The 17,436-nt window shown below is 37.6% G+C and carries 20 protein-coding genes; 13 read left to right on the forward strand and 7 right to left on the reverse strand.

Annotated features, from left to right (window positions below; all coding sequences use genetic code 11):
* Nucleotides 1-235: 235 nt before the first annotated feature.
* Nucleotides 236-1,246 (reverse strand): metallophosphoesterase, encoded by a 1,011-nt coding sequence (locus AC4CVF_RS14940; RefSeq protein WP_336953308.1) that lies wholly within the window; start codon nucleotides 1,244-1,246, stop codon nucleotides 236-238.
* Nucleotides 1,247-1,411: 165 nt separating this feature from the next.
* Between AC4CVF_RS14940 and AC4CVF_RS14945 the strand changes: the two genes are divergently transcribed.
* Nucleotides 1,412-3,040, forward strand: coding sequence for a phospholipase D family protein (locus AC4CVF_RS14945; RefSeq protein WP_336953309.1), 1,629 nt, complete (start codon nucleotides 1,412-1,414; stop codon nucleotides 3,038-3,040).
* A 532-nt stretch (nucleotides 3,041-3,572) separates the two neighbouring features.
* Here the strand turns inward: AC4CVF_RS14945 and AC4CVF_RS14950 are convergent.
* Nucleotides 3,573-4,385, reverse strand: a complete 813-nt coding sequence (locus AC4CVF_RS14950; RefSeq protein WP_336953310.1) for a lysophospholipid acyltransferase family protein — start codon at nucleotides 4,383-4,385, stop codon at nucleotides 3,573-3,575.
* 338 nt (nucleotides 4,386-4,723) lie between these two features.
* On the opposite strand from AC4CVF_RS14950, the gene hflX reads away from it, so the two are divergent.
* From hflX to AC4CVF_RS14975, 5 genes are all read left to right on the forward strand, one after another.
* Nucleotides 4,724-6,055 (forward strand): ribosome rescue GTPase HflX, encoded by a 1,332-nt coding sequence (gene hflX, locus AC4CVF_RS14955; protein ID WP_490789654.1) that lies wholly within the window; start codon nucleotides 4,724-4,726, stop codon nucleotides 6,053-6,055.
* Between the two features lie 43 nt (nucleotides 6,056-6,098).
* Complete coding sequence (locus tag AC4CVF_RS14960) at nucleotides 6,099-6,470, forward strand: hypothetical protein (protein WP_034610058.1); 372 nt, start codon at nucleotides 6,099-6,101, stop codon at nucleotides 6,468-6,470.
* Between the two features lie 9 nt (nucleotides 6,471-6,479).
* Complete coding sequence (locus AC4CVF_RS14965) at nucleotides 6,480-7,148, forward strand: LrgB family protein (RefSeq protein WP_336953312.1); 669 nt, start codon at nucleotides 6,480-6,482, stop codon at nucleotides 7,146-7,148.
* A gap of 94 nt (nucleotides 7,149-7,242) precedes the next feature.
* On the forward strand, nucleotides 7,243-7,686 hold the full coding sequence (locus AC4CVF_RS14970) for a DUF2147 domain-containing protein (protein WP_336953314.1): 444 nt from the start codon (nucleotides 7,243-7,245) through the stop codon (nucleotides 7,684-7,686).
* A gap of 52 nt (nucleotides 7,687-7,738) precedes the next feature.
* Nucleotides 7,739-8,185: a DUF2147 domain-containing protein gene (locus AC4CVF_RS14975; RefSeq protein WP_336953316.1), complete on the forward strand. Its 447-nt coding sequence runs from the start codon at nucleotides 7,739-7,741 to the stop codon at nucleotides 8,183-8,185.
* Between the two features lie 130 nt (nucleotides 8,186-8,315).
* Here AC4CVF_RS14975 and AC4CVF_RS14980 read toward each other — a convergent pair whose 3' ends face one another.
* The 4 genes from AC4CVF_RS14980 to AC4CVF_RS14995 form a co-directional block, all read right to left on the reverse strand.
* Nucleotides 8,316-9,164 carry a symmetrical bis(5'-nucleosyl)-tetraphosphatase gene (locus tag AC4CVF_RS14980; RefSeq protein ID WP_336953318.1) on the reverse strand — a complete coding sequence of 283 codons (849 nt, stop codon included), beginning with the start codon at nucleotides 9,162-9,164 and terminating at the stop codon, nucleotides 8,316-8,318.
* Complete coding sequence (gene rsmA, locus AC4CVF_RS14985) at nucleotides 9,165-9,977, reverse strand: 16S rRNA (adenine(1518)-N(6)/adenine(1519)-N(6))-dimethyltransferase RsmA (RefSeq protein ID WP_336953320.1); 813 nt, start codon at nucleotides 9,975-9,977, stop codon at nucleotides 9,165-9,167.
* 38 nt (nucleotides 9,978-10,015) lie between these two features.
* Nucleotides 10,016-10,987: a 4-hydroxythreonine-4-phosphate dehydrogenase PdxA gene (pdxA, locus tag AC4CVF_RS14990; protein WP_336953321.1), complete on the reverse strand. Its 972-nt coding sequence runs from the start codon at nucleotides 10,985-10,987 to the stop codon at nucleotides 10,016-10,018.
* 202 nt (nucleotides 10,988-11,189) lie between these two features.
* Nucleotides 11,190-11,564 carry a hypothetical protein gene (locus AC4CVF_RS14995; RefSeq protein WP_490789655.1) on the reverse strand — a complete coding sequence of 125 codons (375 nt, stop codon included), beginning with the start codon at nucleotides 11,562-11,564 and terminating at the stop codon, nucleotides 11,190-11,192.
* Nucleotides 11,565-11,944: 380 nt separating this feature from the next.
* On the opposite strand from AC4CVF_RS14995, the gene rplM reads away from it, so the two are divergent.
* Both rplM and rpsI read left to right on the forward strand, forming a co-directional pair.
* On the forward strand, nucleotides 11,945-12,373 hold the full coding sequence (rplM, locus tag AC4CVF_RS15000; RefSeq protein WP_004722943.1) for a 50S ribosomal protein L13: 429 nt from the start codon (nucleotides 11,945-11,947) through the stop codon (nucleotides 12,371-12,373).
* A 12-nt stretch (nucleotides 12,374-12,385) separates the two neighbouring features.
* A complete protein-coding gene (rpsI, locus tag AC4CVF_RS15005) occupies nucleotides 12,386-12,772 on the forward strand; it encodes a 30S ribosomal protein S9 (protein WP_004647927.1) in 387 nt (128 codons plus the stop codon).
* A 69-nt stretch (nucleotides 12,773-12,841) separates the two neighbouring features.
* On the opposite strand, the gene AC4CVF_RS15010 is transcribed toward rpsI, so the two are convergent.
* The gene (locus tag AC4CVF_RS15010; protein WP_490789656.1) at nucleotides 12,842-13,306 is read right to left on the reverse strand and encodes a hypothetical protein; all 465 of its coding nucleotides are present in this window, start codon (nucleotides 13,304-13,306) and stop codon (nucleotides 12,842-12,844) included.
* Nucleotides 13,307-13,428: 122 nt separating this feature from the next.
* On the opposite strand from AC4CVF_RS15010, the gene AC4CVF_RS15015 reads away from it, so the two are divergent.
* The 5 genes from AC4CVF_RS15015 (at nucleotide 13,429) to AC4CVF_RS15035 (ending at nucleotide 17,201) form a co-directional block, all read left to right on the forward strand.
* The gene (locus AC4CVF_RS15015) at nucleotides 13,429-14,082 is read left to right on the forward strand and encodes a glutathione S-transferase N-terminal domain-containing protein (RefSeq protein ID WP_419359144.1); all 654 of its coding nucleotides are present in this window, start codon (nucleotides 13,429-13,431) and stop codon (nucleotides 14,080-14,082) included.
* 26 nt (nucleotides 14,083-14,108) lie between these two features.
* A complete protein-coding gene (locus tag AC4CVF_RS15020; RefSeq protein ID WP_004722950.1) occupies nucleotides 14,109-14,549 on the forward strand; it encodes a ClpXP protease specificity-enhancing factor in 441 nt (146 codons plus the stop codon).
* Between the two features lie 15 nt (nucleotides 14,550-14,564).
* Complete coding sequence (locus AC4CVF_RS15025) at nucleotides 14,565-15,224, forward strand: hypothetical protein (protein ID WP_419359143.1); 660 nt, start codon at nucleotides 14,565-14,567, stop codon at nucleotides 15,222-15,224.
* 457 nt (nucleotides 15,225-15,681) lie between these two features.
* A complete protein-coding gene (locus tag AC4CVF_RS15030; RefSeq protein ID WP_490789657.1) occupies nucleotides 15,682-16,653 on the forward strand; it encodes a hypothetical protein in 972 nt (323 codons plus the stop codon).
* A gap of 14 nt (nucleotides 16,654-16,667) precedes the next feature.
* The gene (locus AC4CVF_RS15035) at nucleotides 16,668-17,201 is read left to right on the forward strand and encodes a GTP-binding protein (RefSeq protein WP_490789658.1); all 534 of its coding nucleotides are present in this window, start codon (nucleotides 16,668-16,670) and stop codon (nucleotides 17,199-17,201) included.
* The last annotated feature ends 235 nt before the right edge of the window (nucleotides 17,202-17,436 follow it).

The raw sequence follows: 17,436 nt of genomic DNA on the forward strand, positions 1-17,436 counted from the left end.
TTATCCAAATTTGCCGAAAACTTTATACAAGGACAGACGCAAAATACCTCATCACAAGCAAAGTCTTCATCTTATGATTCAACAAGCCCTACTTACGCTTCGATTCAAACCTCAGGGGTGGAAGACTTGAGTCATCAGAATATGTCCAGCAGCATGCTGTTATTGATTGGGTTTCTTGTTTTGATTGGGATTGCAGCCTTTTACGATTTTAAAACATGATTGATCAGTATGAAAATTAACTCAGCTCAATAATATCAATAGTTGGTGGTACTCTAAACCGAAAAGGTACACCCACCATACCGGTACCGACACTGACAAATACATCGGCATTTTCATGCTGATATAAACCACGTTTATGACCGAGGATAGACACTTTTTTCATCACATAGCTGGTCAACCACGGCAATTCAACTTGCCCGCCATGTGTATGCCCAGACAGCATCAGCGGACGTGTAGGTAATTGCGGAACCATATCTACCGTATCGGGGTTATGTGACAAAATTAACCACGGTTTGTCTTGAGGTAAGTCAGGCATATAGCGCATATCCGCTTTACCTGCCCATAAATCACCCACACCGATTAAACGAAAATCATCAAATTCAACAATTTTACCTTCAATATCCATAACATTATTGGCTGCTAAAGCTTTTGCCAATAACCCTTGAATCGGTGGTCCCGGATATTGCTCATCATGATTGCCATTCACTGAATAAATAGGAGCTTCAATCTCTTTTAAGATCGCCAACTCTTCAACCAATTTATTTTCAGGCTCATAGGTCCAATCTCCCGCAACTACAACAAAATCGGGTTGAGCTAAATTAATTTTTTTGACAATTGTTTTCAGCTGACGCTCATGTCCAGAAAATAGTCCGATATGTAAATCAGCAAGCAGCGCAACTTTAATCGGTTGAGTAAATGTTTTCTCTTGTCCCAAACAATAACCTATATGCTGAACATGAACTGTATGTGGTTCAATAAAACGAGCATAAATCAGTAATGCACTGAGCAAAAAAACAAAAATACTTTCATGTAATGAGAATTTTCCGATGTAACCTGCATAAATGCTAAAAAATAACAACGGAATTAATAAATAAGATAGGTAGAATGCGAGTAAATGGACGAAAGACTTAAAAGGATGGATCGTTTCAGTTCTAGATTGACTTAACCATGCTTGGCTCATTCCCCATATTGCAAGCACAATGAAGCAGAGATAAAAAATTGATGTAACGGTTAGGGTTGGAAACATATTCAATCTCTCAAGTACTGTGTATGTACTTGTCATCTCTCTATTTATCTTTTGAAAAGGGATATTGGCATTTCATAAATGGATTGCATTTCAGCAAACATCAATGAATTGTCAATATATCCTCAGGCAATTATACTCTAGCTCTGAGAAATCTTAGAAAATATTATGCAAAGAACGATCAATCGTAATACCCAATTACAGCAAAAAGCTCACAATCACCATGTGTCAAAATTTTGGGTGATGATCGGTTCTTGCCTCTTACTCAGCCTTTCTGCCTGTTCAACTCTACCTCGACAAGAAAATATTAAACCCGAATATGCTTACGATATAGAAACCAAAGACACCCCTTTAGCACAAATTATTTCCCCATTAAAAGCGCAAAATCCAGAGTTAACTGGTTATCACGTTCTGTATGATCCGCTGGAAGCAATCGCAGCACGCATCAATTTGATTGAAAAAGCACAAAAAACATTAGATTTGCAATATTACATTTGGGACAATGACAAAATTGGCTCATTGGCTTTATACAAAATTATTGAAGCCGCAGATCGCGGTGTTAAAGTTCGTTTACTGATCGATGATAATAATGCTAAACAAATGGAAGGGGTTTATCTCGCCTTAGATCAACACCCAAACATAGAAGTAAAATTATTTAACCCTTACCGTTTTAGAAGTATTCGTCCAATCGATATGGTGCTGGATTTAAAACGTATTAATCGTCGTATGCATAATAAAACATTTACTGCTGATAATCAGATTTCATTAATTGGCGGACGTAATATGAGTAATCAATATTACAATGTTAGTGACAATTATCAATTTTCAGATGTTGATGTCATGCTTGTAGGCCAAGCGGTAGATGATATTACCCATTCTTTTGATGAATATTGGAATCATAGCTATGCTTATCCGGTAAGAAATATTGTCAATCACAGTACCTACACCTTACGTTATGACAGCCTAAAAGAACAATTAACCCACCATTACCAAGAAATTACGGTTCAAAATTATTTAAATTTAAGTAATCGTACGCATGCTTTTGATCAGTGGCTCAATCAGAATATTCAACTTGATTGGGTCAAAGCAGAGGTGGTCAAAGATGCCCCTGATAAAATTCAGGCCAAGGCAAAAAAAGAACAGCATCTCAACTTCCAAATGGTGAAACGCTTAGATATCCCAACTCAAAATGTCGATCTGATCTCTGCTTATTTTGTTCCGCAAAAAAAAGGCGCAAAGAAACTGGTTGAGCTGGCAGATGAGGGCGTCAAAGTACGTATCCTGACCAATTCATTTAAAGCCAATGATGTCGCATTGGTGCATGCATTTTATGCAAAATATCGAGATAACTTATTAAAAAATGGTGTCGAGCTTTATGAGTTCCTGCCTGCCGTTTCTGAGGAGAATCTCTATGCCAATTCAGAAGAAATCTCAAAGAAAGCCAAAGTCAGTTTAAAGGGCTTAAGCCGTTCTAGCTTGCATGCCAAACTGATGGCTGTGGATAATAAGCAAGTATTTATTGGTTCATTTAATTTCGACCCACGTTCAGCCAACTTAAATACTGAAATTGGCGTCATTATCAACAGTCCACCGTTGGCAATTGCTGTACATAAAACCATGGACGATAATTTAAAAAAATATGCTTATAAGTTGGTTCTAGATTCACAGAATAAAATCAATTGGCTCAAAGAAACACCTCAAGGTATTGTCACTTTAAGAAAAGAACCAAAAATGAAGTGGTGGCAAAAAGCAGGAATTAAGGTGATTTCTTGGTTGCCGATTGAGGGCTTTATGTAATCCTGAATAGTTTCATAGATATGGTATAAGCACTGAATAAGCAAAGTAATACAATTCATGAAAAATCGCATAATATAAGATGTATTCACTGCCTTATATTTTGAGAAAAGTTTCGATCAATTTGCATAAGCGATGCTCTACTTTTCTCGGGCAATGCCAAAACTTACGCTGCAAACAAAGCCGTGCTTTGTTTTTGCTCATGTTTGTCAAAGGTGCAATCCTTATCGCCCTTGACCAACGGCGGCATCCATGCCGACAAAAGCGATAGCCATCTCTGGTAAAATCGTTGAGAAACAATAATGCCTTCACTGTATTTTTGAATCTAGAATCAATCGTCCTCACTTATTATTTTTTGCTTTTTCGAACAATCCTCGTTGTGACTCTGCTCCAGAGACAAATATGTTGGCTTGCTGAGTAAAAATCATGATTATCTATTCTGATAAAAAATAAAGATATTTTATAAACCTACACACTCTTGCAGACAGCTTTTGAGCTATTCAAAACAGTCAGAAACATCATTTTGAATAGATCGTCAATCTGTTAGGACTTCTTTCTGTAGATCTTCCAAGCCTTTTTGCATCATCACTTGCACTTGTTGAGTCAGGCTTTCAACTGTATGCCCTTCTGTTGCAATCGCAGGAAAGGTTTTGAGATGCGCCACAACCTTTGGCATTTCCAGCACAGCTTGAACATGTTCAACAAATGTGGTTTCGCCAATAAAAGGCACCACGGTATCTAATTTCCCATGTTGATTTACATAGCAAATCACACACACTTGTACGGGTTTCTTAGCTTCAATCGCTGCACCTAAGATCCGACCATGTACTTTTTTGACTTTTGAACCATCGGTGGTCGTTGCTTCAGGGAAAAACAAAACTGGAATATCTTTACTTAAGAACTCAGCGATTTGCTCTCGAATACGCACCGAATCCCCTGAACCACGTTTAATAAATAGGGTTCCACCACCTTTAGCCAAATTGCCAAAAACTGGCCATTTTTCAATTTCAGCTTTCGCTAAAAAGAATACCCTTGCCCCAGAACCTAAAACAGCAATATCCAACCATGAAATATGGTTACTCACCCACAATGCAGGTTCACGAGGAATATCGCCATGTACACGTACATCAACATTAAATACTTCACTTAGCCGGCGACAAAAATATTGAACATAACGGGTATTTTTAGGATTATTGGGATCTTTATAGAGTTGATGGCGGTAAACCAGATAAAAGCCTTCTGCAACAGCAGATGTTCCTGATACCAGTTTTTTACTGTACAAAAAGACTTTAGATAAAGCGCTTAATTTCGATGGTTTTGACTTTTTGATTGCTTGTTGTTGAGTCATAGATATTCACTAAACAAAATGTATTTCATATTAAACTGGCACTATTGTATACATATCTAAACCAACTTGCATTCATCATAGATGACATTAACCCTGATTAACTTTGCTAAATGAATATTCAGATAAGCACAATCCTAAATTATAAGAAGATGGAGTATCAATCACGCAGCTAGCTTTTTCAGAACATCTAAAAAATCACTAGAGAAATATAAATAAACATTTTAAAATAAATTCAAATGGTTATAAATTTATTCCAATACTTTGCATACGGCTAAGGATTTAACACAGAATATCCTTTAGAATGATTTTTCTAATCTAATGTCTGAGTTTTACAATCTGTGGAATACTTTGATCAAAATCAAGGTGGTGAAAAAACCATTTTAGTCAGTGTGAATGTTCAAATCTTAGAAGATCTTGATGCAGAAGAATTTCGATTACTGGCTAAATCTGCGGGCGCGGATATATTAGAGCATTTAAGCGTACAACGGATTAAACCCGACCCTAAGTTTTTTATTGGTTCAGGTAAAGCAGAAGAAATTGCTGAGCAAGTTGAGGCAGATGAAGTGGAATTGGTCATTTTTGACCAAGCACTATCGCCCGCTCAGGAACGCAATTTAGAACGTATTTTAAAATGTCGTGTGATCGACCGTACAGGTTTGATTCTTGATATTTTTGCGCAACGTGCCCGTACCCATGAAGGTAAACTACAAGTTGAATTGGCTCAGTTAGATCACCTTTCATCACGTTTAGTCCGCAGTCGTAGCAATCTAGACAGTCAGAAAGGTGGTATTGGTCTACGTGGACCAGGTGAAACCTTACTTGAAACAGATCGACGTCTATTACGCATCCGTATGGAACAGCTCAAAGATCGTCTAGAAAAAGTCCGAAAAACACGTATTCAAGGCCGTGCTGCTCGCCAAAAAGCCAATATTCCAACTGTGTCTTTAGTCGGTTATACCAACGCAGGCAAATCAACACTTTTTAATATTTTGGCAAATAGTGATGTTTATGCTGCAGATCAATTATTTGCCACACTTGATCCAACCTTACGCCGTTTAGATTGGGATGGTATTGGCACGCTTGTTCTTGCAGACACTGTTGGTTTTGTGCGCAATCTAGCTCATTCTTTAGTCGAATCCTTTAAGGCAACTTTGGAAGAAACTTTAGAAGCCACTTTACTGCTACATATCATCGATTCGAGTAGTCCTGATGTCATGGAACAAATTGATGCCGTAGAAACGGTGTTAAATGAAATTGGCGCAGATGTTCCAATATTAAGAGTTTATAACAAGATCGATCAAAGCGGAGAAGAAGCCAAAATCATTTATGCCAAACCGCACCAACCTGAGCGTGTTTATGTTTCAGCCCATACACAACAAGGTTTAGACCTGTTACGTAAAGCGGTACATGAATGTTTGATGGGCCAAATTCAACGTTTTGAACTACAATTAAAACCCGCTTATGGTAAGTTAAAAAATCAACTTTACGATCTTAACGTCATCGAATCTGAACATTCTGACGATGAAGGCAACTTACAATTGGTGGTTGCCATGGCACCACAAAAACTGGAACAGCTCATCAATCAGGCACATATACCACTCGTTGAAATACTTGGAAATAAGGCAGAGCAATTTAAAAGACCGTTAGAAGAGTTTGAAATAAAGCGCTAAATCGGTTAAAACGTGAAAGATCAATTTTTATAAATAAACACACATGGATCAGTTAAAAGGTATCGATTGGCAAGCATGGATCTTCACAATAGGACTTATCATCTTCTTTCGTGAAGCTTCTGTGTTAGTGATGTCACAATTTAATCATCCTGAATTGGGCAATTTAACAGGTCTACTCAGCCTACTATTTGTGTTGGTTTTATGGCGTAGATTCAAGAAAATCCCTGCCCGTCTGGTCGATACCAACAATAAATTAATGAGAGAAAGTGGATTTGCTTTCCTACCGATATGTGCTGGTTCATTAATCATGCTGGTCAGTATGGGAAAAGAGATCCCCTTATTCCTGGTTGTGATGTTTGTCAGTACACTGATTCCACTCTGGATTTATGCAAAAATGGCGAAGAAGTGGCTATAGGAGGCTGATATGTTAAGTGTAATCACTGGTTTTTTAATCACACTAATTGCCTACTTGGCAGCGAAACCAATTAATAAACGCTTTCCTCAAATTCCGCTTCTGGTTATTGGCATGTTTTTTGTGATTGGAATTTTAATGATCTTTAAAATTCCTTACGAAAAATACAATACCGATATGAATGGTCTATTTAGCCACCTACTCGGTTATGTCACTGTGGCATTGGCTATTCCATTAGCCGCAATGCGTTATGATGATTTACCACTGAAATCTGTCGTAGGGATCTTGGTCTTTGCCAGTATCAGTGCTGTTGCATTACCTATGAGCTTAGCTTATTTACTGCATATGTCAGAACCGACCATTATGGCCTTTGCCACACGTGCTGTGACAACGCCAATTGCAATTAATATTGCAACTTTACTGCACTCACCAGTCACATTAGTGATTTTGATCGTAATTTTATCGGGCGTGATTGGGGCAGCATTTTCATCGATTATTTTACGTAATATTAATGATGAACGCGCATCTGGCTTGGCTTTAGGACTGGCTGCACATGCCATCGGAACGGCCCAAGCTTGGCAACGTGGAGCGGTTGCAGGTCGTTATGCAGCCTTTGGAATGGCAGTAAATGCGGTGTTCACAGCCATCTGGTTGCCAACTTTTATACTTTTTATAAAATAAATGTGATTTATTTTACTTTTCACATGATTGCCTAGAGTAATTATTCAGCTTAAGATGAACTATTCTTTCCCCCATTTTGATAAGGAATCAATAAATGAGGTTTAATAAGTTCATCTTAGGGACATTATTTTCTGTTTTAAGCTGTAGCAGTATGGCAAAAGATATCACTGGTATTTGGAAAAATATCGATGATAAAACTGGCTCTTCTAAAGCTGTGCTTGAAATACGCAAAGAAGCCAATGGCACATATACTGGTAAAATCATCAAAATTACCCCGCGTCCTGGTTATACCCCAAAAGAAACCTGTATAGACTGTCCAGCGCCTTATACCAATAAACCCATTTTAGGTATGGATGTTCTTAAAAATCTCAAACAAACCAGTGATGAAGACTATGTCGGTGGAAAAATTATCGATCCACTTACAGGTAAAATTTATTCCATGAAAGCCAAACTCAACTCAAACGGTAATCGCTTGATGTTAAGAGGTTATGTTGGAGTGTCTGCGCTCGGTCGTAGTCAAACTTGGATTCGTGAATAAGGCCTTATTCACAGATCACAACATTTAAACTTAAAAGAAAATAGGTATGCTTATGAAAAAAGGAATTTTCAGTTGTATGCTACTGGGAATGATCAGCTGGACACATGCAGCTGACATTACTGGCACATGGCGCACTGTCGATGATAAAACAGGTTATGTGCGTGCACATATTCAAATCGAGAAACAAAAAGATGATACTTATGTCGGTAAAATCATTAAAGATTTTCCCGCACCCGGAGAAACGGTTTTAACACAATGCCGCAATTGCCCCGCACCCTTTACCAATAAACCGATTATTGGCTTAACCATTTTACAAAAGTTAAAAGCTGATCCAAATAATCCAAACAACTATATTGGTGGCGAAGTTCTGGATCCTCGCGGAGGAAAAATTTATCACGGTAAAGCCCGCTTAAATGCAAGTGGAAACCGCCTGACCTTACGTGGCTATCTTGGTATTTCACTCATTGGTCGAAGTCAGACTTGGATTCGACAAGAATAATTTACTTTTCAATTGGTAGATGAATTCGCCAGTTAAAAGATTAAAATCATTTAAAATGGCGCATTGACATTATGCTTGAATCTCGTGACATTGCCAAAAATAAAAGCCACATCTTGTGGCTTTATTCATATCAAAAAAAAGGGTTATCTACACTGAAAAGTTTTTGATCCTCTAGTCGATAAGCCAGCAGTTGATGCCCCCAAACACACCCACCATCGACATTTTGGATTTGAGCATTGATGCGCTCACCTTGCAACGCTGCCCAATGTCCAAAAACGATCTGATGAGTTTTTGCTGTCTGCGATTCAAATTTGAACCATGGCTGAAAACCGACTGGCATCGGCTCATCTAAAGCATCTTTAAAGCTAAACTCTAAACGACCTTGGGCATCGGTCAAACGCATACGGGTTAAATAATTGGTAATACAGCGTAAGCGAGCATGACCTTGTAAATCATCTACCCATAAATCTGGCTCAGTGCCATACATCTCTTTCAGAAATGAATCAAGCACAGTAAAGTCATCATGCGCTAAGACTGCTTCCACTTCTTTGGCCAACGCTACGGTCTTTTCCGCATCCCAAATATTCGGAATACCCGCATGAGTCAAAATCGTCTTTTCATTGGGAAATAAGCACAAAGGCTGTTTACGTAACCAATCAACCAATTCATCACTTTCTAAAGCATGAATGACATCAGCAATATGGTCTTTTTCTTTAAGCTTTTTAATCCCACGTGCAACCGCCAGCAGATTTAAATCATGATTACCAAGGACTGTTGCAGCATTGCCTTGTTCGCATAATTTTTTGATAAAACGTATTGCACCCACTGAATTTTCACCACGGGCGATTAAATCGCCCGCAAACCAAATAAAATCTTGATCAGCATCGAATTGGATTTCTTTGAGTAGTGCTTTCAGTGCTTCAAAACACCCTTGTACGTCGCCAATCACATAATTATATCTAACTTTTTCCAGTGCCATTTAAGCCACCATTTGGTCAGATAATGCAACAAACTGAGCCAATGTTAAGGTTTCTGGACGTGCCATTGGATCTACACCAGCATTTTCAAAACCGTCTTCAACCAACATGCCTTTTAAGCTATTACGTAATGTTTTTCGGCGTTGTGTAAACACATGCGATACTAAACGTGCCAAAGCTTTTTCACTTTTAGCAACAATCGGTTTAGTTGCATATGGCTCTAAACGAAATACCGCAGACGTTACTTTTGGTGGTGGATTGAATGATCCCGGTGGTACTTCAAACAAGAAAGTAGGTTTGCAAAAGTATTGAATCATGACTGACAAACGACCATACTCTTTGGTGTTTGGAGATGCTGTAATACGATCAACCACTTCTTTTTGCAACATAAAATGCATGTCTTTGACTTTGTCACCAAATTCCAAGAGATGAAAAAGCAAAGGTGTTGAAATATTATAAGGTAGGTTTCCGACTACACGTAAAGGACGACCTTCCTGAAATAATTCAGTAAAATCATATTTTAATGCATCAGTTTCAATGATAGTTAGACGTTCAGGATGTGGTACTCGACCCGGTAAGCCTGCTGCCAAGTCACGATCCAGCTCTAGCACAGTCAAAGCATCACATTCACCATTTAAAGGCGAAGTTAAAGCAGCTAAACCTGGCCCAATTTCAACAATATTTTCTCCTGCTCGCGGGGCGACAGAACGAACAATTTTGGCAATCACACGTTGGTCATGTAAGAAGTTTTGTCCAAAACGCTTGCGCGTATGATGCCCTTCATCTTTTGGGTTTAAGGCATTAATTTGATACATAAAAAATATCCAACGTGATAAATAAGGTTGTTTACAACTTAATTCGAACGAGCTAGATCAAGTGCTAAATCGACAGCGACATGCAAACTTGAACTTTTTGCAAGGCCTGTACCTGCAAGGGAGAGCGCAGTACCATGATCGACCGAGGTCCGAATAAAAGGTAAACCTAAAGTAATATTAATGGCTTCGCCAAATCCCTGCGATTTTAACACAGGTAACCCCTGATCGTGATACATCGCTAAAACAGCATCAGTACCTTTTAAATGATCCACAGTAAATAAAGTATCAGCAGGCATACTTAAACTCATGTCTATGCCTTGCGCTCGATAACTTTCAAGTACAGGATTAATCGTATCAATTTCTTCATGACCTAAATAACCACCTTCACCTGCATGAGGATTTAAACCACACACCAAAATACGCGGATGATTAATTTTAAATTTTGTTTTTAAATCATGAATCAGAATATCAATCACCTGATGGAGACGTTGTTTGGTAATGGCATCTGCAACATCCCGCAATGGTAAATGGGTGGTCACTAAAGCGACTCTTAACGTTTTTGTTGCAAGCATCATAACCACACGCTCCACACCCGCAAACTCTTGGTAATATTCTGTATGTCCACTGAAGTGGATCCCTGCATCATTGATAATTGACTTTTGTACTGGCGCTGTAGCAACACCAACACTCAGCCCGCGCATCGCATAGTACGCAGTTCGACGCAATTGCTCGATCACATATGCAGAGTTTTGTGGGTTTAACTCCCCTAAAATAACATCTACAGCTAAAGGAACATGTTCAATATAGACTTGACCTTGAGCCAAACGCTCCGTCTGTCCTTTATACTCAATGAGCTGAACACTTTTGTTTAAAATTTTGGCACGATCCCTCAACATATTGATATCAGCCAATACAACAACTGGACGATCATCAATACGATCTGCCAAATCTAAACAAATATCTGGGCCAATGCCAGCAGGCTCACCACTGGTTATATATAAAGGAAGCATCTAGAACTCTTTTAATAGACCTTGCATAGACAGTATACATCGGTTCTAAATTATCATTTCCAATTCAAGTTCATTTTTTATATCGAATATAACTAAATCACGTAAAAAATGAACCAAAAATATTTCTCAAACCACCTATATAAGACCATTGCAAACAATTTTTATATTTCATCAGACTTAGATGATGGAAACTTAAAATGCTTTAGAGCTGACTTTTAGACGCTGGCCGAGTTTCTGGTTGAGCTTGCTGTTGATCAATCTCAGAGAAATCAAACATCGATTCAACCTCTTTCCCACACTTGGATGGGGCAATATGTTGATCAAAGATTATTCTGACTCGATGGTCTGATTCAACTTTTCCATAGACTGTATATTCGCCACTTCGGCTTTTATCATCATCATCCCCCCATTGCACGACAGCATCAACCTCCTCACCAATAGGGATATGTTGCGTTTGAATAAGTAATCCAACCGCTTGGCAAGGATATGCGGATTGAATTTCTTCACTAAAATCAACCGTCATCCATTGAACAGAGATAATCCTGTCTCCAAGATCAGCTTGATTTTGATAATGCACAGGAGCACTTGGATGAAGTTTCGGTAAAGATGAGGCCTAATCCAGAAAATCAGCTTGAGCAAAACTAAGGTTTAAGTTGCCTCCACCCACTATCAGTAGAAGGAATTTTATTGAATTTATTATTTTCATTTTTGCCTGACTTATTTTCTTTATATCACTTTTATTATTCATAAAGTCTGTCACAATTCCAATATAAATCAGAAAACCTTACAACATTTTATCCAAACTAAGCTTTGCTTTTGGCTACGTTTATCAATATAATGATGCGCTTGAAATTCAATATTTCAATTGCGACTCTAACTCTTTTCAGATAGAATTCGCACTCCTTTTTGTTTGGACAGATTCCATAGTCCAAACCAACTATAATAGGTAGTGGTTTAATGAAAACTCTCAGCGCTAAGCCAGCTGAAGTTCAACACGACTGGTATGTTGTTGATGCTTCTGGCAAAACTTTAGGTCGCCTTGCGACTGAAATCGCTCGTCGTTTACGCGGTAAACACAAAACTTCTTATACGCCTCACGTTGACACTGGTGACTACATCGTTGTGATCAATGCTGAACAAGTACAAGTGACTGGTAAAAAATCACTTGATAAGAAATACTATCGCCACACTGGTTTCCCTGGTGGTATTCGTGAAACTAATTTTGAAAAATTAGTTGCTCACAAACCAGAAGAAATCTTCGAACGTGCTGTAAAAGGCATGTTGCCAAAAGGTCCTCTTGGTTACGCGATGATCAAGAAAATGAAAGTGTACGCTGGTACTGAGCATCCTCATACTGCTCAACAGCCACAAGTTTTGGACATCTAAGGGATACAGCACATGGCTACTAACTATGGTACAGGTCGCCGTAAGACCGCAACTGCACGTGTTTTCCTATCAGCTGGTACTGGTAAACTCGTAATCAACAACCGCACTCTTGAACAGTATTTCGGTCGTGAAACTGCTCGTATGGTTGTTCGTCAACCACTTGAGCTTTTAGAAGTTACTGAAAAATTTGACCTTTACATCACTGTTGCTGGTGGTGGTATCGGTGGTCAAGCAGGCGCTATCCGTCACGGTATTACTCGTGCATTGATCGCTTCTGATGAGACTTTAAAACCTGCTCTTCGTCAAGCTGGTTTCGTTACTCGTGATGCTCGTGAAGTTGAACGTAAGAAACTTGGTTTACGTAAAGCTCGTAAACGTCCTCAATTCTCTAAACGTTAATTCGTTTACCGAATCGGACAAAAAACCTCGGCATTTGCCGAGGTTTTTTTATGGGTTAACTATTTGAAGTTATTTTGTTTTATCTCGTTTAGAGCAGTCCATGACAGCGTCAGAAATCCCATCGGCAGCTTTTGATTCTGTAATCGTACAGCCATTTTCCTGATAAGTTCGAGTTTCCTTAGAGAACTTATGATCTTTCGGAAGCGGTGCATTACACGGCTTATCGGTCTTTACATTGACCATTTTCACGGGTCCATCATTGTAGATCGTCACCTTACAACCTTTTACAACATATTCTTGTTTGATCCCACCATACATTTCTTCTTCAGAAGCAGCAGACGCAACATCACAGGCCTCATCAGCACTACATAAGGTTCCTCCTCCAGCCACTTCTGCTCCTGCAGCTTCGATTGCTTCAGTGGCAGCCTCTTGTACTTGAGTATCCAAAGGTTGCATCTTTGCATATGTATTTGAAATACCCATCATTAACAGCAATACCAACGCCAATTTACTGTGCTTATTTATTAAATTCATAGGTTTATCCTTGTTTCCTATCTATTTGATAGCAATACCCACCATAAGCTTATTAAAGTTAAGATGATTTTATTGTCTATTTTTAGTATTCTACTCTATTCACTTCACTTAGTTTTTGGAATATGCCTGTCGAAAATGCGCCTCAACAAGGGATTACATTGTATAGCCACGAGGATGACTTTCGTTCACATTGGATTAGATTTCTTCTTGTAGAAAAACAAATTAAACATACCTTAATCATTGTCGAAGAAGATGATGAAGATTTAGCCAGTTTAAATCCATATAATCAACTACCTATGCTGATTGAAAACGATTTAAAGCTGTTTAATACTAGTATTATTTCTGAATACTTAGATGACCGTTATCGACAAAACAAACTTTATGCGGATGCCCCAGCACCACGCGCAGAGCAAAGACAGTATATTTGGCGCTTTGAACAAGATTGGCTTAAACTTGCAGACATTATGCTACGCCACCCAGATACACTTAATGAAGCTGCAAAAAAGAATGCACAAAAACAATTAAAAGATACTTTGGTATCCCTGACCCCACTGTTTCAACATTATCCTTATTTTATGTCTGAAAACTTTACAATTTTAGATTGCATGTTAGCGCCAATTTTCATACGGTTAAAACATATGGGAATTGAATTACCGAAACAGCAATCTCGTCCAATTTTATTATATTGCCAACGGATTTTTAGCCGCCCTGCTTTTTTAAAGTCGATGACTTTTAAAGAGAAACACAGATATAGTGAATTTTTGGCAAAATTCTAGATCGCAAATCAATAGAGTATTTTTTAATGTCTGAACAAGAATTGAACTTAACCCCAACTCGACCATACCTTGCACGCGCAATATATGAATGGATTTGCGACAACAATTTAACGCCATACTTACTTGTTGACGCAACTAAACCCTATACCGATGTACCACAACAATTTGTACAAGATGGACAAATTGTATTGAACATCGCACCACATTCTGTACATATGTTAAATATGACCAATGAAGCAATTACCTTCTCTGCTCGTTTTAGCGGCGCATCCAAAGATATTTATGTGCCTATAAATGCGGTATTAGGCTTGTATGCACGTGAAAATGGACAAGGATTATTCTTTGATCCAGATGAATATGCCAATGTGCAAATTGATGAAGATGTTTTAGAATCAAATACAAGTGAAGAAGTAGAAACTAAAACTGAGGCACCAAAGAAAAAACCAAGTTTAAGAATTTTAGAATAGAACAAGGAGAACTGAATGGCTTTTGATCTCGTACAATACTTTGCTGAGCAGATAAAGATTCAAAAGCCTCAGCTATTATCTCAATTAGAGCCTGCCCAACGTATTGCACATATTGAAGAACTCAATGCTTTAACCTTGGGTAAACTCATTACGCTATGGCGTAAGGATGATGATGCTTTATATCAAGAAATTCTTTCGCAAGATCAGTTATACAGCCAAGAAATTTCTCGACACCTCACCACCTCTACTCAGAATAAATCCAGTTTAGATAAATCTATACTTGAACCTGTAACAACGGAAATTCTTGAACTACAGCTTGCTGAATTAAAGCAACTTGAAACAGCAGGAAGTTTAGGTAAGCGAGGTCTTCGAGAATTGGTGATTGGTCAAATTGAGCACCTATCGGGTCAGGCAAAAGATTGGGTTTGGTCAACAAACGAACTAACCGAACTGATTGGCTCTCAACCTGTGCCTGAAGAAGAGATATCATTAGATGAAACGATGAAGGAGTTTAATCAAATGGTCAATGTTCAAAAAGTAGATCTTCATGCTGATCACAAAGAAGTCATAGTAACCGAAACCGCAAATCCAACCTGGGCTAAAATTGCAGAACCTGTGGTAGCACTTGTAGTTTTATATATTCTTTTTGAAGCAGCGACAAAGCTTTTTGCTTAATTTAGTTTGATAATCAAAAATTATAAAAAGCGATCGAAATGATCGCTTTTTTTCATGTAAAAAATACTTTAGTAATTTTAATCATTTCATGTGATTAAAATCACAGTAATAATATTATAAATGATAAAACATGCACAAACATAATAAATATTTAATTCACTATTAAGTTAAGCTTTTATTGATAAAAATAACTAAGCAATTTATTTAACTTTGAGATAGATTTTTTATAATAACTAATGTTAATTTAAAGCAATGAAACTCTCTAAACTTTAAGAAAAATTAACAGTTTACACAGGAGGATAATAATGTAAGAAATATACTGATTAAATGCCAAGCAATTAAACATTAAAAAAATGATTTTACTGGAAAAAGAACAAATCTAGCGTTAACTTAAACTAATTACGACCGTTAAAAAACAGTTTACACTTTAATTTTTTAATATTAGATAAGTGATATTATGAACAATCAATGTATCAATATCGCAATTTCAGGCTTAGGTTTAACCACCTCTGACGATCTTAAAATAAGGCTTAGAAAAATTTTACCAACCAATATTGGTATAAATTGGACAAGTGTTTCAGATCAAAATATAAATTGTATTTTGATCAATGAGCAGTTTTTTGAAAATAATAATATCCAGAATATTATCCAAAATAAAAATATTCCTTATTTGAAAATTTCAAAACATAGTGAACATAAAGAAAGTGCTGAAGATAATTTACTCTGCATCCCTATTTATGACGAATTCACACTGAAAAACTGGGTCAACATCAAATTACTGCATAAGACTGAAATAGAACAATCTGAACTTAGCCAAATTTCAGATGATGAAGCTAATGATCAACTTGAAATCAAAGAAATTGATTTTTTTGCAGCGCTTTTCCATCACGACAGTCGTAAAGTCATTTTAAATGATCATCTCGGCACGATTGCGATTATCGACCATCATGCGCATCTGGCATGGCTTGAAGCAACTCGTGAAGAATACCAAACAGATCGCTCGATACACTATACGGCAGCAGTCACTGCGGATTTTATAAAAGTTTCACGTAAACGACAATTCAATTTAGAAAATTGGTTATTTAACCTGATTTGGACAAATCCCAATTTAATTACTGTACCTGCAGCTGATAAATATTATCGTCTCAAATTTTGGATTCAACCCATTGAGTTGGATAAGAAATTACTGCTACAACTAAGTGCATGCTTTATTTCTGGGGCAGAAATCCAACATGTCTCAGACAAACTCAACATTCCAGTCGCAACCGTGCAACACTTTGTTGCTGCGAATTTAGCCATCCATAACGCTGAACTGATTTCAGCAAAAGAAAGTCGATTTGATAAAACACCAAGTGATACTGAGCAAACGGAAGAAAAAGGGATTTTAAAAAGCTTTTTTAACAAATTAAAAAGTCGATTTAAATTTTAAGGGATAAATCTACGATGATTATTCAGAAGTACAAAATTGTTTTTGCTGGTTCAATGGGGGCAGGTAAAACTGAAGCGATTAAATCCTTATCAGAAATACCTGTATTAGCAACAGAAGCATTTAACACCGATGATCGTAGCCATAAAAAACTAAACACAACCGTGGGAATCGATTATGGCGAAGTAACGCTAGATGATGGCAGTAAAGTTGGGCTGTATGGCACACCAGGACAAGGTCGCTTTGACTTTATGTGGGGCGTGATATGCAAAGGCGCGATTGGTACGATTTTGTTGATTGATCATAGCTTAGCAACCCCCTTAGACGAACTGGAATATTACCTCAATATTTTTAAACAATATGGTGAAAACATTGTGATTGGAGTCACCCATATCGATGATGATATGAATAAGCCAACGCACCAATACCGTCAATGGTTGATGGAACGCAATCTAAATTTACCTGTGTTTTTTATTGATGCACGCAAGAAAACTGATGTGTTATTGCTCTTAGAAACCTTGATCACCACATTAGAAGTAAAATATTTATAGACTATTGATATGTATTCGCTTGCAGCAGATCTACTAATGGAATCCCCAAAAGAAGGTATTTAAGTAATGAAATAATTACAGATTAAAATTCTGCCGTGAGCGAATAAAATATTGAAACTTATCTCTATTCATACAATTGTATGAATTACCATTTATGGCTTGCTCTAGGTCGGTACATTAATGCATACCTATACTGCGACATCTTAACAATCTATATGATTTTTAGCTTCTTATC

It is taken from the genome of Acinetobacter sp. LipI_19, from assembly GCF_058242925.1.